This is a genomic window from Streptomyces sp. NPDC052036, assembly GCF_040680495.1.
Classification (GTDB): domain Bacteria; phylum Actinomycetota; class Actinomycetes; order Streptomycetales; family Streptomycetaceae; genus Streptomyces.
The window spans coordinates 38,549-52,808 of record NZ_JBFAWW010000026.1; the positions used below are offsets into that span (position 1 = coordinate 38,549).

13 protein-coding genes, 2 pseudogenes and 1 riboswitch are annotated in these 14,260 nt (G+C 71.4%); of the genes and pseudogenes, 8 read left to right on the forward strand and 7 right to left on the reverse strand.

From position 1 onward, the window contains the following. The first annotated feature begins 53 nt into the window (after positions 1–53). Both trpD and AB0L95_RS29155 read left to right on the forward strand, forming a co-directional pair. On the forward strand, positions 54–1,118 hold the full coding sequence (gene trpD, locus AB0L95_RS29150) for an anthranilate phosphoribosyltransferase (protein WP_365166423.1): 1,065 nt from the start codon (positions 54–56) through the stop codon (positions 1,116–1,118). A gap of 142 nt (positions 1,119–1,260) precedes the next feature. Next, a riboswitch (SAM riboswitch) is annotated at positions 1,261–1,377 on the forward strand. Between the two features lie 204 nt (positions 1,378–1,581). Then, positions 1,582–2,943, forward strand: coding sequence for an aminotransferase class V-fold PLP-dependent enzyme (locus AB0L95_RS29155; protein ID WP_365166425.1), 1,362 nt, complete (start codon positions 1,582–1,584; stop codon positions 2,941–2,943). 47 nt (positions 2,944–2,990) lie between these two features. On the opposite strand, the gene AB0L95_RS29160 is transcribed toward AB0L95_RS29155, so the two are convergent. From AB0L95_RS29160 to AB0L95_RS29175, 4 genes are all read right to left on the reverse strand, one after another. Beyond that, positions 2,991–3,272, reverse strand: coding sequence for an Lrp/AsnC ligand binding domain-containing protein (locus AB0L95_RS29160; protein WP_365166427.1), 282 nt, complete (start codon positions 3,270–3,272; stop codon positions 2,991–2,993). A 120-nt stretch (positions 3,273–3,392) separates the two neighbouring features. Next, positions 3,393–3,959, reverse strand: coding sequence for a hypothetical protein (locus AB0L95_RS29165; RefSeq protein ID WP_365166429.1), 567 nt, complete (start codon positions 3,957–3,959; stop codon positions 3,393–3,395). Further along, positions 3,956–4,675 carry a hypothetical protein gene (locus AB0L95_RS29170; protein ID WP_365166432.1) on the reverse strand — a complete coding sequence of 240 codons (720 nt, stop codon included), beginning with the start codon at positions 4,673–4,675 and terminating at the stop codon, positions 3,956–3,958. Before AB0L95_RS29170 ends, AB0L95_RS29165 begins: the two co-directional genes overlap by 4 nt. Then, a complete protein-coding gene (locus AB0L95_RS29175) occupies positions 4,672–5,379 on the reverse strand; it encodes a helix-turn-helix domain-containing protein (protein WP_365166434.1) in 708 nt (235 codons plus the stop codon). The genes AB0L95_RS29170 and AB0L95_RS29175 overlap by 4 nt, the downstream gene beginning before the upstream one ends. A gap of 740 nt (positions 5,380–6,119) precedes the next feature. Here AB0L95_RS29175 and AB0L95_RS29180 point away from each other — a divergent pair. Then, a pseudogene (locus AB0L95_RS29180) lies at positions 6,120–6,488 on the forward strand (cytochrome P450); the annotation flags it as partial. A gap of 324 nt (positions 6,489–6,812) precedes the next feature. Here the strand turns inward: AB0L95_RS29180 and AB0L95_RS29185 are convergent. Together AB0L95_RS29185 and AB0L95_RS29190 are read right to left on the reverse strand one after the other, a co-directional pair. Further along, a complete protein-coding gene (locus AB0L95_RS29185; RefSeq protein WP_365166555.1) occupies positions 6,813–7,079 on the reverse strand; it encodes a hypothetical protein in 267 nt (88 codons plus the stop codon). Between the two features lie 7 nt (positions 7,080–7,086). Beyond that, positions 7,087–7,338 (reverse strand): hypothetical protein, encoded by a 252-nt coding sequence (locus tag AB0L95_RS29190; RefSeq protein WP_365166436.1) that lies wholly within the window; start codon positions 7,336–7,338, stop codon positions 7,087–7,089. 424 nt (positions 7,339–7,762) lie between these two features. Here AB0L95_RS29190 and AB0L95_RS29195 point away from each other — a divergent pair. Then, positions 7,763–8,915, forward strand: a pseudogene (locus AB0L95_RS29195) (acyl-CoA dehydrogenase family protein). Between the two features lie 173 nt (positions 8,916–9,088). On the opposite strand, the gene AB0L95_RS29200 reads toward AB0L95_RS29195, so the two are convergent. Next, positions 9,089–9,784 carry a rhomboid family intramembrane serine protease gene (locus tag AB0L95_RS29200; RefSeq protein ID WP_365166438.1) on the reverse strand — a complete coding sequence of 232 codons (696 nt, stop codon included), beginning with the start codon at positions 9,782–9,784 and terminating at the stop codon, positions 9,089–9,091. Positions 9,785–9,940: 156 nt separating this feature from the next. On the opposite strand from AB0L95_RS29200, the gene AB0L95_RS29205 reads away from it, so the two are divergent. From AB0L95_RS29205 to AB0L95_RS29220, 4 genes are all read left to right on the forward strand, one after another. Next, a complete protein-coding gene (locus AB0L95_RS29205; RefSeq protein WP_365166440.1) occupies positions 9,941–10,180 on the forward strand; it encodes a hypothetical protein in 240 nt (79 codons plus the stop codon). A gap of 34 nt (positions 10,181–10,214) precedes the next feature. Then, positions 10,215–11,564 carry an NYN domain-containing protein gene (locus AB0L95_RS29210; RefSeq protein ID WP_365166442.1) on the forward strand — a complete coding sequence of 450 codons (1,350 nt, stop codon included), beginning with the start codon at positions 10,215–10,217 and terminating at the stop codon, positions 11,562–11,564. A gap of 328 nt (positions 11,565–11,892) precedes the next feature. After that, on the forward strand, positions 11,893–12,933 hold the full coding sequence (locus AB0L95_RS29215; RefSeq protein ID WP_365166444.1) for an NlpC/P60 family protein: 1,041 nt from the start codon (positions 11,893–11,895) through the stop codon (positions 12,931–12,933). Positions 12,934–13,218: 285 nt separating this feature from the next. After that, the gene (locus AB0L95_RS29220; protein ID WP_365166446.1) at positions 13,219–14,256 is read left to right on the forward strand and encodes an NlpC/P60 family protein; all 1,038 of its coding nucleotides are present in this window, start codon (positions 13,219–13,221) and stop codon (positions 14,254–14,256) included. The last annotated feature ends 4 nt before the right edge of the window (positions 14,257–14,260 follow it).

The following is a 14,260-nucleotide window of genomic DNA, read 5'->3' on the forward strand; positions in this document are numbered from 1 at the left end:
TGGACCTGTTCGAGAAATGTGTCCCGGCCGGGACACCGACCCAGGAGCGGCTTATGAGCGCTGTGAACCCCGCTGGAGGCGACACCGCGGCGGGCCGTTCCTGGCCCCGGGTGCTGAACGCCCTGCTGGACGGCCGTGACCAGAGCGTGGACGACACGGCCTGGGCGATGGACCGGATCATGCGCGGCGAGGCGACGGACGCGCAGATCGCCGCCTTCGTCGTCGCGCTGCGGGCGAAGGGCGAGACGGTCGACGAGATCACGGGGCTCGTGCGAGCGATGTACGCGCACGCGAACGTGATCGAGGTACCGGGTCCGTCGGTCGACATCGTCGGTACGGGCGGTGACGGCGCGAAGACGGTCAACATCTCCACGATGTCGTCGATCGTGGTGGCCGGCACGGGGGCGAAGGTCGTCAAGCACGGCAACCGGGCCGCGTCGTCCGCGTCCGGCTCCTCGGACGTGCTGGAGAAGCTCGGCATCAATCTGGACCTCACCCCGCGGCGGACGGCCGAGGTGGCCGAGGAGGCCGGGATCACCATCTGCTTCGCGGTGAAGTTCCACCCCGCGCTGCGGCATGTGGCCGCGGCGCGCGGCCAGCTCGGGATCCGTACGACGTTCAACGTGCTGGGCCCGCTGACCAACCCCGCGCGGGTGAAGGCCCAGGCGGTGGGTGTCGCGGACCCGCGGATGGCGCCGATCGTGGCGGGGGTCCTCGCCGAACGCGGGAACTCGTCCCTGGTCTTCCGCGGCGACGACGGACTGGACGAGCTGACCACGACCTCGACGTCCCGGGTCTGGGTGGTCCGCGACGGCAAGGTCACCGAGGAGACCTTCGACCCCCGGGACGTCGGCATCGAGCTGGTGCCGGTGGAGGCGCTGCGCGGGGCTGACGCCTCCTACAACGCCGATGTGGCGCGGCGCCTGCTGGACGGGGAGACCGGGCCGGTGCGGGACGCGGTGCTGCTGAACTCGGCGGCGGCGCTGGTGGCCCTGGAGCCCACCGGTGCGCCTCTGGCCGAGCAGCTGCGGGCCGGGATGGAGAAGGCGAGGGAGTCGATCGACTCGGGCGCCGCGAAGCGGTCCCTGGAGCGTTGGGTGGCCGCGAGCCACCGGTGAGCCCCGGGGCGAGGGGGGGGGAGCGCGGCACGGCCGGGCTCCCCCCCTCGCCCATGCCGTCGCCGCCGGGACGGACGACGTATGTCCCGGCATCCGGACAGATGTTGCGGGCGGCCGATCATGTCACGTAGCGTCCTGCCCAGGTCATGAGCGACAGCCACTCGGCCCCGGCCGGCTGTCCGGCAACCCTCCGTCCGTGGCGGGGTGCCCCGGGTGAAGACCAGGCCGTAGGCAGCGAGGTCTACGGCAAGCGCGGACCCCTCACACGCCGTGGATGAGCGTGGGGCCGGGGGTCCTGGTCGTTCGAGGGAGCCTTCTCCGTGAGCAAGCGAATGCGCTAGGGCCGCAGAGCCCCGCCTCCGCATCCCCTTTTCACCCTTTTCCCGTGCCGTCGAGGCAGCCGCGCGCCCTTGCGCGAGTCCTCCGGTGCGGTGATCCCCTCTGCCTTCACGGGAGTGCACCCATGTCTGTCTCCACCTTTGCCGCCGACCAGTCCGTTTGTGCCCCGCTGCCCGTTCTGGGCAGGGATGTCAGCGTCCCGCTCGTCACGGGCGGCACCGTCACCTACGCCGCGCTCGACTACGCGGCCAGCGCCCCGGCGTTGCAGCGGGTCTGGGACGACGTGGCGGCGTACGCGCCGTACTACGGCAGCGTCCACCGCGGCGCCGGGTATCTGTCGCAGCTGTCCACCGACCTCTTCGAGAACGCCCGCAGGACCGTCGCCGCCTTCCTGGACTGCCGCGAGGACGACCAGGTGATCTTCACCCGGTCCACCACCGACTCGCTCAACCTCCTCGCCGCCGCCCTGCCGGCCGACTGCCAGGTCTTCGTCTTCGAGACCGAGCACCATGCCTCGCTGCTGCCCTGGCGGGACGCCCGGGTCACGGTCCTCGACGCCCCGCGCACCCCGCAGCAGGCGGTGCGGACCCTGGAGGGCGCCCTCGCGGACCGCGACCCCCACGGACCGGCCCTCGTCTGCGTCACCGGTGCCTCCAACGTCACCGGCGAGCTGTGGCCCGTACACGAGCTGGCGGAGGCCGCCCATGCGCACGGCGCCCGGGTCGTCCTGGACGCCGCCCAGCTGGCCCCGCACCACCCGGTGTCGGTCAGGGACCTCGGGGTGGACTGGGTCGCGTTCTCCGGCCACAAGCTCTACGCCCCCTTCGGCTCCGGCGTGCTGGCGGGCCGCGCCGACTGGCTGCGCGCGGCCGAGCCCTACCTCGCGGGCGGCGGCGCCAGCCGCAGGGTGACCCGGCGGGCGGACGGGGGAGTGGACGTCGACTGGCACGAGAGCGCCGCGCGGCACGAGGCCGGCTCGCCCAATGTGATCGGGGCCTACTCCATCGCCTCGGCCTGCAAGGCCCTCACGGAAGCGGGCTTCGACGCGCTCGTCGCCCGTGAGCAGTACCTCGTCCGCAGGGTCCGGGAAGGACTCGCGGGGATCCCGGAGGTCAAGGTGCTCTCCCTCTTCGGCGACGACGCGCCCCGTGTCGGCGTCCTCTCGTTCGTCGTCGAGGGCTGGAACAGCTCCCACTTCGCCGCCGCGCTCTCCGCCGAGTACGGCATCGGCGTGCGCGACGGCCTGTTCTGCGCCCATCCGCTGGTGCGCACCCTGCTGGGCGGCGACCCGGGTACCCAGGGCGAGTGCGGCGCCCCCGAGGCCGCGCCCGGCGAGCGCTCCCTGAACGCGATCCGCGTCAGCTTCGGCGCGGGCACGCCCGACGAGCATGTGGAGCGTTTCGTCCGGGCGGTCGGGGAACTGGTCCGGGAGGGCGCGCGGTGGACGTACCGTACGCAGGACGGGCGTTGCGTCCCGGCGGTCTGACGCCCCTGACCGGTCGGCCGGCGGACTCCTCTAGTTGTCGAGCCCGATCAGTTGTCGAGCCCGATCGCGAATGCCGCCTCCAGGTCGTGCTGGGAGTACGTGCGGAAGGCGACGTGGGTGTCCGTGGCCAGCACACCCGGGATCTTGCTGATCCGGCCGGGGATGACGTCCGCGAGGTCGTCGTGGGCGTGAACCCGGACCATGGCGATGAGGTCGTACGTGCCGGTGACGGAGAAGACCTCGCTGACGGAGTCCAGCGCGGCGATCGACTCGGCGATCTCGGGGATCCGGTCCACGCTGGTCTTGATGAGCACGATCGCAGTGATCACGGCTGGCTGTCTCCCTAGGTGCACGCTCGGACTGTCACTCTAAGACCTGCTCCACCGCTCACCAACAGACTGTCCCGGCGGTGCGGTCTCCCGCACCGCCGGGACACGTCCGGCGCCGCGTCAGCCGGCCAGTTCCTTCAAGGAGGTGTGCAGCGTCTCGCGCAGGCGCGCCATCTGCTCCTCGCCGTAGGTCCAGCTGTCGTACTCGTTCTGCACCAGCAGCCGCCCGCCGAAGCTCGCGACCCCCATCTTCGGCGGCATGCCGGGCGCGTTCGCCGTGCCGCCGAAGCGGAGCAGGCGTACGCCGTCCGGAACGGGGTGCGCGGGGATGCGGCCCACGTTGGAGATGCCGTAGCTGACGACCGGAACCGGCAGCGGGATGCCCCGGGCGCCCGCCCGCAGCGCGGTGAGCAGGAAACGCTCGGGGTCCTGGCGGGCCAGGGCGGCGGCGATCTGGTCGGCCACGTCCTGGCCGACGGTGTCCGGGCGGTCGTCGTGCGAGACGGTCACGGGGGTCTGCAGGCCTGTGATGCAGTTGAGCACGGTGCTGAGCGGCAGCTCGGGCGTCAGCCGGGTGTGCAGGTCCACTCCGTGGCCGCAGACCATGGGCAACGGGCCGTTCTCGGGCGCCAGTTGGGAGCGTACCGCGGTCAGCACCAGACCGGTGACGAGGCTGTTGACGGTCACGCCCGGGTGCGGGCGGCGGCGACCACCGACTCGGTGACCTCGGGGTCGAACTCCAGCCGGTCGACGACGAAACGGCGCGACGCGGACGGGCGGCCGGGCCGTCCCACCCCCTCCGTGGGCAGAGTGGCGGGCTCGGCGTCGTCCGCACCGCCCTGTGCGAGCGCGTCGACCAGGGCGTCGATCTCGCTGTCGGGGATGGCCCCGGCCAGCCGGGTGTCGATGGCCTCGGGCAGCGCGTCGCGCTGCTCCGGGGCAGGGTCCGCGCCGCCGGCGAGAGCGGTGTAGTACTGCCAGAACTCGTTCAGCAGGGCGAAGGCGGACCGGCCGTCGGCGACACCGTGGTGCACACCGAGCACCACCTGGCTGTGCTCGCCGTCGGTGAGCAGCCAGCCGTGGATCATGCTCTGCGTCCAGTCCGGGCGGAGGTTGATCAGCGCGGCGAACCGTTCGTCGATGCCCTCCAGCACGGTCAGCGGCGGCTGGACCCGGTCGCGCACCCGCAGCACCGGTCCGGTGTCACCGGCCACCACCTCGGACCGGAGGATCGGGTGCCGGAGGGTCAGCAGGCCCAGGGCCCGCTGCATCAGGACGGGCTCCACCCGGCCCCGCACCAGGGACTCGACATAGGCCGGCATGTCGTACAGCGGCAGGCCTGCCGGTCCCAGATCGAGGAAATACACGCTCTCGAAGGGCGATATGGGGCGCTGACGGGTCATGGCGTGGTGGCCTCCGATGCTGGTGGACGAGGGTGGTGTGCGCGGCCCGGTGCCGTCGTGGGCCTCCCGCCCAGACGGCTCAGGGCGGCGGCGAACTGTTCCGGCCCGAGCGGCGGAGCCGGAAGGGGGCGGGCGGCAGCGGGGCGGAGGGAGTCCAGCACCAGGGCCAGACAGCGGCGCCACGCGTCGGGTACGGCGGGCGCGGCCCGACCGAGTACGGCGAGCAGGAACAGCAGGTCCTCGACGGTGATGTCGGCGCGGATCGTGCCCTGGTCCTGGCCGCGGCGCACCAGGGCCTGCAGTGTCTCCCGGTTCTCGGCGTGGAGGACGTCGAGGGTGGGCACGCCCTGTACGGCCGCGGTCATCAGGTCACCCGCGCCGCGGTCGGCGGCCAGCAGCTCGAAGACCTGCTCCAGGTAGGCGATGAGGATGCTCCAGGCGTCCCCCTCCCGGTCGCGGGCCTCCCGGGCGGCGTCCAGGACCGGCTTGAGGGAGTCGTGGAAGACGGCTTCGACGAGTGCGGCGCGGTCGGCGAAGTGGCGGTAGAGCGTGGCGTTGCCGACGCCGGCCCGGCGGGCGATGACGTCCAGAGGAGCGTCCACCCCGTGCTCGGCGTAGATGTCCCGGGCGGCGGCGATGAGCGTCTCGCGATTGCGCCGGGCATCTCTGCGCAGCGGTGTTCTCCGGTCGTCCGTGCTGGCCATGGGCGGGACCCTAACACCAACCGTGGACCACTCCCCGGTTTCGTTGCTGGGGTCGCCGGCAGATAACCGGGGGCTTACCCGGTTACTGTTCGCGAAGCGAGGAGACCCTTGTCCGCAACGGATTTCGAGGATCTGTCGGCCCTCGGCCAGGCCTTCGTCAACAACCCCCATCCGGTCTACGAGCGGATGCGCGCCCAGGGCGCCCGGTGCACCGGGTGCGCACCGCGGCTTCGGGTGAGTTCTGGATCGTCGAGGGGTACGAGGAGGCACGGGCGGTGCTGGCCGATCCCCGTCTCTCCAACGACATCCGGCACTCCGCGGAGTGGGCGGACGACGGCGGCAACTCCATCGGTCTGAACATGGTGCAGACCGATCCGCCGCAGCACACCCGGCTGCGCAGGCTGGTCGCCAAGGACTTCACCCCCCGGCGGGTGGAGTCCCTGCGGCCCCGTGTCCAGCGCATCGCGGACGAGCTGGTGGACACCATGCTGCCGCAGGGGAAGGCGGATCTCGTCGAGGCGTTCGCGCTGCCGCTGCCCCTGGCGGTGATCTGCGAACTGCTGGGCGTCCCGGAAACCGACCGCAAGACGTTCCACGACTGGTATCTGGAGAGCACCGACTTCACCCGGCCCGAGGCCGCGGCCGCCGCGGCACAGACGATGACCGGCTACCTCGCCGAGCTGATCGCCGCCAAGGGGCAGCATCCCGGCGAGGACCTGCTGAGCGCGCTGGCCGGGACGATGGGCGACGAGGAGGACCGCCTCTCCACCGAGGAGATGCTCGGTATGGCGTTCCTGCTGCTGGTGGCCGGCTACGAGACCGCGGCCAACCTCCTCTCCAGCGGGACCCTCGCCCTGCTGCGCCACCCCGAGCAACTGGCCGCGCTGCGCGCCGACTGGTCGCTGCTGGAGAACGCGGTGGAGGAGATGCTGCGCTATGAGGGGCCGGTGGAGACCACGGCCTTCCGCTACGCCAAGGAGCCGGTGGAGATCGGCGGGACGGTCGTCGGCCGGGGCGAGTCGGTGGCCGTGGTGCCGGCCTCGGCATCGCGCGACCCCGCGCGGTTCGCGGCGGCCGACCGTTTCGACATCCGCCGGGACGCCCGCGGGCACATGGCGTTCGGCTACGGCATCCACCACTGTCTCGGCGCCCCCCTGGCTCGTATGCAGGCCGCGTGGCCTTCCGTACGCTGCTGGAACGGTGCCCGGCCTGGCGCTGGACACCGAGCCCGACGACCTCGTCTGGCGCCCCAGCCTGATGCTGCGCGGACTGCACCGGCTGCCCGTCACCTTCGGCTGACCCTTCCGGCCGACGCGGCTGACGCGTCCGGCCGACGGGCAGCAGCACCGTCGGCCGGATCAACCCGGACGAGGTCGGATCGCGCCGGACCAGGCCGGACCAGGCCGGGCCGGGTCGCGCCGGATCGGGCCGCGTCAGCGCGGTTCGGGCACCATCGGGAGCGGTCCCGGGGTCCGACTCATCTCGGCGCGGGGCTTCACCACGGCGCCGGGCACCGGGCGCAGCCGCCAGCGGGACGCGAGCGCGGCGAGCGCCAGCGTCGGGTCATGACAGGTGAAGGCCAGGTCGCCCGCCAGAACGGCGGCCCCGAGCCCGAAACGCTCCGTGCGCCCGTCGCCCCGATTTCCCGCGAGTACCCGGTGAATAGTGGGGCGCCCTCGTCTGGTGTCGCTGTCGTCCATGATGTCGTCATGAATGGGGCGAACGCGTGAAACATCTCCAACGATGCCGCGACGCGAATGACGGATTCCGTGCCGGTTTCCCCGCGCCGACTGCCTTCCATTCCATGACGGTCAATATCGGGCGGATTCTCTTGCCGCCCTCCATGAATTCGGTGATGAGCGTCACCACGCGCGCCATCTGTGATTGCTCTGTTCTCTCCCGGTGTTCTGCCAGGAAATCTTCGAGCGCGGTGTCGACTTCTTTTCTCACCAGATTCACGTCGAGTGCGTCGGGAGATATCGTCCGAATGCTCGTATGGCTGTGCATCCCGAGACGACTCAATGGCCATAGGGCGTCCGATGGACCGGCGCCACGTCCCGAAGACGTTTGTAGAGGGGGTACGGGTCGTCACGCATGCGCGGATCTCGCGCATTGAACAACACGTCGTGTCCTAAGGTGTCCATGCCTGTCTCCCCCTGAAAGCGGCAGGATGGGCGAGATGTCCGCAGCAGCGGCTCCAACCCCGTGATCGAATTCTAGACACACGACAGCAGGAAAGGGCAAGAACCTTAAGCTGCGTAGCGGCGAGCGTAATGCCGACATAAGGAACGGGGCTCCGGCGGCACCCTGGACAGTCCTGTCGATCATGGATTAGCTTCGGCGGGCCGGGGAAGTTTCTATCGTCACTACAGGGGGAGCCGCCGTGCGGCGCACAGTTTTCCATGACGAGCACGAGGCGTTCCGCGCGAGGGTGCGGGACTTCATTGCGACCGAAGTTTGCCGGTGTATTCGGAGTAGGAGGAAGCGGGACGCGTTCCGCGGGATTTCTATCAAAAACTGGGTAAGCTCGGCGTCTTCGGGTTCGGCTACCGAAGGAGTACGGCGGGGCCGGGGCGACAGGCCTCAAGTTCAACGCCGTCATCGCGGAGGAGTGCGCCAGGGCCGGTGTGACCTTCGGCGGGGCGAGCGCCCAGCTGGCCCTTCCGGCGACCTTCGTGAAGTACACGACGGACGAGCAGAAGCGCCGCTGGCTGCCCGGCTTCGTCACCGGGGACCTGATGACCGCCATCGCGATCACCGAACCGGACGCGGGTTCCGACGTCGCGGGCATACGGTCCGTCGCGGAGGCCTCCGAGGACGGCACGCACTACGTGCTCAACGGCGCCAAGGCGTTCGTCTCCGGCGGCGCCCAGGCGGACATCGTCCTGGTCGCCTGCCGCACCTCCGGCGCCGACGGGAACGACCGGCGCGGGGGCATGTCGCTGCTGGCCGTCGAGACCGACCGGCCCGGCGTCGAGATCAGCGGCGAGCCGCCCACGCTGGGCCTGCGCTCCTCGGACATCGTCGACATGACGCTCACCGACGTGCACGTCCCCGCCGAGAACGTGGTGGGGGAGCCCGGGGACGCCTCCCCCTGTCTGGCCGACGTCTTCCCGCAGGAACGCCTGGGGATCGCCGTGGGGGCGTACGCGCACGCGGCCGCCGCGGTCCGGCTGGCCGCCGAGTACGTCCGGGAACGCATCGCGTTCGGCAAGCCCGTCGCCGCCTTCCAGAACACCAAGTTCGTGCTGGCCGACTGCAAGGCCGAGGTGGACGCCCTGCGGGCGGTCGTCGACCAGGCCCTGGACGGGTTCGACGCCGGGGAGCTGACGGCCGACGAGGCCGCGTCGGTCAAGCTGTACTGCACCGAGGCCGCGGCCCGGGTCATCGACCGCTGCCTTCAGCTGCACGGCGGATACGGCTTCACCATGCGGTCCCCGATCGCCCGTATATACGCCGACAACCGTGCGAACCGGATCTTCGGCGGCACGAGCGAGATCATGCGCAGCATCGTCGCCAAGTCCATGGGTCTGTGAGACGCCGCGCCGCCGCGTCACGGCGGCGGCGCGCTCCCCGTACGGCCGCCCGCCCGATGTCTGCGGCCGCCGGCCGGCCCACCCCACGCCCCAGCGGGCCCTTTCGCCCGCTGGGGCGTTCGCGTGGCGCCGCCGGGCACCCCGCGGCGCACCCTCTCGCCCGCCGCCCGGCTTCACGGGCGCGCCACCAGCACGGGTCTGCGCACCCATGCGTAGAGGAAGCCCAGCGCGAACCCCACCACATGGGCCAGATAGGCGACGCCCGGCCCCTGGGCGGCACGGCCCGCCGCGATCCACTGCAGCGTCGCCCAGAAGGGCAGCACCACCCAGGCGGGAAAGCGCAGCGGCAGGAAGAAGAGGAACGGGAAGAGACTGGTCACCCTGGCCCCGGGGAACAGGAACAGAAACGCGCCGAGCACCGCGGAGATCGACCCCGAGGCCCCGACCAGTGTCTGGGTCGACTGTGCGTGGGCGGCCGCGTATCCGAGGAGCGCCAGATAGCCGCAGCCCCCGTAGAACAGGGCGAACTGCAGATGACCCATCCGCTCCTCGGTCATCGCCCCGAAGACGTAGAGGAACAGTATGTTGCCGAGCAGATGCACCCAGCTGCCGTGCACGAAGAGCGCCGTCGCGGGGGTGAGCGCTGCCCGCGGCGCACCGCTGAACATCTCCGCGGGCACCACGCCCCAGCGGGCGAAGTAGACCCGCTGGGCGGCGAGCAGTGCCTCGCCCCGGCCGTAGGCGGGATTCAGGCCCGACGCCGGCCCCAGCACGAAGATCAGACAGCACAGCGCGATCAGTCCGTACGTCACGGGTGCCGGCTGTCCCCGCAACGCCCTCCCGGCCGTCCTGCCCCAGGTGCTGATCATGGGACAGAGCATGGCGTAACCGAACCGATCGGCACAGAGTGCCTCGCCGCGTGATACGGGCGGGCGGCGCCTGCCCGCCAGGCCGTAGGGTTACGAGCCACACGCTCCAGGGAAACTGGCGCATCACGGAGACTGGAAGAAGGAAGAGCGGCCACGATGACGGTTCCCTTGCCGACCGAGACGACCCGCTGGCGCTGCACGCTCTGCGGCAACCTGACCCGGTTCGACGTGACCCGTTCATCGAAGGTGATCGAGTACATGCATCTCGATCTGGCCGGGGAGCCGACGGTCGAGGAGCGTGAGGTGGTCAGTGAGACCATCGAGTCGGTGCGTTGCCGCTGGTGCAACGCCCTGGATCAGGTGGAACTCGTGGACAGGCCGGGCGCCGGCTCCTGACGGAGGCGGCCCCGCACAGGCATTGGGGTGACGGATGGTGGAGACTTCGGGCGGGGAGCCGGTCGACGGCACCGCTGAGGTGCTCGACCGTCCGCTGCCCGACGGGGTGCGCCGTCGGGTCGTGCAGATCGTCTCGGACGGCTTCGGCGGGCTGACCCTGGCCGAACTGCCCGCACAGCTGCGGCAGTACGCCCGATTCGCCCCGAACCGTCGGGCCAAGTTCGCTGGCAACGCCATGGCGGCGGCCCTGGAGACCGACGCGGTGTTCCGGCAGCGGATCGCGGAGAAGCTCAGAGAGGCCCAGCCGGAACTCGCCGGTGCCCTCGACTCCGGCTCGCCGCCCCCGGCCGCGGACCCGCTCGACGTGGCGGCCGCGGCCTATGTGCTGCGCCCGGCGGGCTGGGTGAAGCTGGTGACCGCCGCGGGCGAGGAGGCCCATCGGGCGGACGCCGAGCGCGCCGACGAGGAGAACCGGGCCGAACTGGAACGGCTGCGCGAGGAGCTGGGCGCCGCCCGCGAGCAGACGCGTGCCGAGACCGAACGGCTGCGCGGGGAGCTGGAGTCGGCCCGCAAGGAAGCCGAATCGCTTCACCGGAAGCTGCGCGCCGCACTCAGCGACGTCAAGCGCGGCGAGGCCGCCCTGCGCAAGGTCCAGGGCGAGATCGAGACGGTCCGCGCCGAGAGCCAGACGCAGGTGTCCGCCGCCGAGAGCGAGACCCGGCGGCTCAAGGCGCGTCTCGGCGAGGCGGAGGCCGCACTGGAGGCCACGCGCCGGGCGGCGCGCGAGGGGCGCAGCGTCGAGGACATGCGGGTACGGCTGCTGCTCGACACCGTGCTGGACGCGGCCCAGGGGCTGCGGCGGGAGCTGGCGCTGCCACCGGTCTCGGTGCGGCCCGCGGAGACCGTGGACGCGGTCGAACCGGGACGGATGACACCGAAGGACATCGCCGCCCGGGCGCTGTCCGAGAACGACCCCGCCATCCTCGACCAGCTGCTCGCGCTGCCGCAGGTGCATCTGGTCGTGGACGGTTACAACGTCACCAAGACCGGCTATCCGCAGATGCCGCTGGAGAAGCAGCGGCTCAGGCTCCTCGGGCAGCTCTCGCAGCTCGCCGCGCAGACCGGCGCGGAGGTCACCTGCGTCTTCGACGGGGCCGAACTGGCCGCTCCCGTGCTGCTCGCGCCGCCGCGCGGAGTGCGGGTGCTGTTCTCCAAACCGGGCGTCACCGCCGACGAGTTGATCCGTCAGCTGGTGCGCGCGGAGCCGCCGGGCCGGCCCGTCATCGTGGTCTCCACCGACCGCGAGGTGGCCGACGGGGTCGCCAGGGCGGGCGCCCGCCCCGTCGCGTCGGTGGTTCTGCTCAGGCGATTTTCCAGGGCATAACGGACTTCCTTACCCGGCCCGTCCATTGCGCCGTACACCCCATGGGTCGCGTACGCACCAAGCGCAACATCCGTCGGGCATGCCCGAATTGAGGCGGTCGTGGCGCAACGTAGCGTCAAGGCCGCATCACCGCACGTGAGTTCCGTGCAAAGAATGCATTGCGTGGCGGGAATTTTCGCGCTCAGGATTTGAACTGATCACAGCGAGGTCACTAGGGTCGGGCCTCGAACCTCCGCACGGGTGATCACTCACAAGGGGTGAGTGGCGGCGGAGGGCACCGCCCGCCGGCGTGTCGGTAGGCGGCTGAAGGAAGAAGGAGCTCGCCCCCGTGGCGTCCCACCGTCGACCCAAGCAGCCGAGCCGCACCCGTGTGACCGTGCTCACCACCGCCGCTGCCGCCGCCGTGGCCTTCAGTGCCCAGGCCGCCAACGCAGCCCCCAGCGAGAAGCCGAGCAAGGACGAGGTCAAGTCCCGGGTCGACAAGCTCTACGGGGAAGCCGAGCAGGCCACCGAGGCCTTCGACGGCGCCAAGGAGAAGCAGGACAAGCTGGAGAAGCAGATCTCCGGCCTGCAGGACAAGGTCGCCCGGGGTCAGGACGAGCTGAACCAGTTGCGTGACGGCATCGGCACCATGGCGAGCGCCCAGTACCGCACCGGCAGCATCGACCCCTCCGTGCAGCTGTTCCTCTCCTCGAACCCGGACGACTACCTCGACAAGGCGTCCACGCTGGACCAGTTGAGCAGCCAGCAGGTCGAGGCGCTCAAGAAGATCCAGGAGAAGCAGCGCGAGCTGGCCCAGGAGCGCCAGGAGGCCGCCGACAAGCTCAAGGACCTCGCGGCCACCCGGACCGAGCTGGGCAAGAACAAGCAGGAAGTCCAGGGCAAGCTCGCCGCGGCGCAGAAGCTGCTCAACTCCCTGACCGCGCAGGAGAAGCAGGAGCTCGCCGCCGAGCAGAACCGGGCCAGCCGGGCCAGCGAGCGCAGCGTCCTCAGCGGCGACACCGGCTCCGCCTCCGGCCGGGCGGCCGCGGCGTTCTCCGCCGCCCAGTCCATGATCGGCAGGCCCTACCAGTACGGCGCCACCGGCACGGCCACCTTCGACTGCTCGGGCCTGACCTCCTGGGCGTACGGCCAGGCGGGTGTCTCCATCCCGCGTACCTCGCAGGAGCAGGCCAACATAGGCACCCGGATCTACTCGGTCAACGACCTCAAGGTCGGCGACCTGGTCTTCTTCTTCAATGACATCCACCACGTGGGCCTCTACGCGGGCAACGGCCAGATCCTGCACGCCCCGCGCACCGGCACCGTCGTCCGTTACGAGTCGATGAGCACGATCGGCGGACCCTTCATGTTCGGCGTCAGAGTCTGACCGGATGACCGGATCCCTCGCGGACCGGGCCGCCACACCGCCCGAACGGGCGAATTCCAGCGACGCCCGCTGACCCCACGCCCCGCCGATGACCTGCGTCAGCGGCGGGGTGCCGCGTTGTGCGCCCACTGTGGTCCCTTTGGACCCCGCGTGATCACCCGGCTACTGTCTGCCGCACTTCCCTCGCCGTGCGGCGGGGTCTGTCAGCGGAAGGGAGTGCGACCGGTCGTGGGGTCCCATCGCCGCCTTGCACCAGCCGGCCTCGGCCGGGGCCGAGGCGCCGCCATGCGTCCGGTGAGCCGAAGGGACACCGGGGAGGGCGCCCCGGAGGCGCACCAGGCACTGAGGAAGGCAGCCGCCGTGCTGTCGGCCGCCGCCGCGGCGGCAGCCGCCACGGCGTTCGGCGCCGCACCCGCGGACGCCGCCCCGGCGCGTGATTCCCGGATCACGGTGGACCGGCTGTACCAGGAGGCCGAGCAGGCCACCGAGGCCTACAACAAGGCCACCGAGGAGGCCGGTTCGCTGCGCCGGCAGGTCGGCCAGGCGCAGGACCGGATCGCCCGGCAGCAGGACCGCGTCAACGCCCTGCGGGACACGCTCGGTTCCCTCGCCGGGGCCCAGTACCGCTCCGGCGGCCTCGACTCCTCCCTCGGACTGCTGTTGTCCCGCAACCCGGGCGAGTATCTGGACCGGGCGGCTGTGCTCGAGCGGGTCGGCTCCCGCCAGGCCGGCCGGCTCAGGGAACTCCAGACGGCCCTGCGTGAGCTGGCCCAGGAACGCGCGGACGCCACCGGCCGGCTGGCCGAGCTGGAGCGCAACCGTGCGGCCGTAGCCCGGCACAAGCGGACCGTGGAACACAAACTCGCCACCGCGCGCCGGCTGCTCGACTCCCTGCCGTCCACCACACGCGCCGCCTACGACCGGGCGTCCCGCTCCGGTGTCGACGTGCCCGTCCTCACCGGTGCCGAGGCGCCCGACGCGCGCGCCGCCGCCGCGGTCGCCGCGGCCCGCACCGCGCTCGGCCGCCCGTATGTGTGGGGTGCCAGCGGACCGGTCGGCTTCGACTGTTCGGGCCTGATGCAGTGGGCGTACGGGCGAGCGGGCATCGGACTGCCGCGCACGTCGCAGGAGCAGCGGTATGCCGGCCACCAGGTGCCGCTCTCCCAGATGCGCCCGGGCGACCTGATCGTCTACCGCTCCGACGCGAGCCATGTGGCCATGTACGTCGGCGGCGGCCAGGTCATCCATGCACCGCATCCGGGGGCCGCGGTCCGCTACGACCCGGTCGGGATGATGCCGATCTCCTCGGTCACCCGGCCCTGACCAC

Excerpts from the sequence above, each read along its gene's own strand:
- AB0L95_RS29155 (WP_365166425.1), top strand. The coding sequence starts at position 1,582 with ATGTCTGTCTCCACCTTTGCCGCCGACCAGTCCGTTTGTGCCCCGCTG.
- AB0L95_RS29175 (WP_365166434.1), bottom strand. The coding sequence starts at position 5,379 with ATGGCCAGCACGGACGACCGGAGAACACCGCTGCGCAGAGATGCCCGG.
- AB0L95_RS29220 (WP_365166446.1), top strand. The coding sequence starts at position 13,219 with ATGCGTCCGGTGAGCCGAAGGGACACCGGGGAGGGCGCCCCGGAGGCG.
- trpD (WP_365166423.1), top strand. The coding sequence starts at position 54 with ATGAGCGCTGTGAACCCCGCTGGAGGCGACACCGCGGCGGGCCGTTCC.
- AB0L95_RS29170 (WP_365166432.1), bottom strand. The coding sequence starts at position 4,675 with ATGACCCGTCAGCGCCCCATATCGCCCTTCGAGAGCGTGTATTTCCTC.
- AB0L95_RS29185 (WP_365166555.1), bottom strand. The coding sequence starts at position 7,079 with ATGGACGACAGCGACACCAGACGAGGGCGCCCCACTATTCACCGGGTA.
- AB0L95_RS29210 (WP_365166442.1), top strand. The coding sequence starts at position 10,215 with ATGGTGGAGACTTCGGGCGGGGAGCCGGTCGACGGCACCGCTGAGGTG.
- AB0L95_RS29200 (WP_365166438.1), bottom strand. The coding sequence starts at position 9,784 with ATGATCAGCACCTGGGGCAGGACGGCCGGGAGGGCGTTGCGGGGACAG.
- AB0L95_RS29205 (WP_365166440.1), top strand. The coding sequence starts at position 9,941 with ATGACGGTTCCCTTGCCGACCGAGACGACCCGCTGGCGCTGCACGCTC.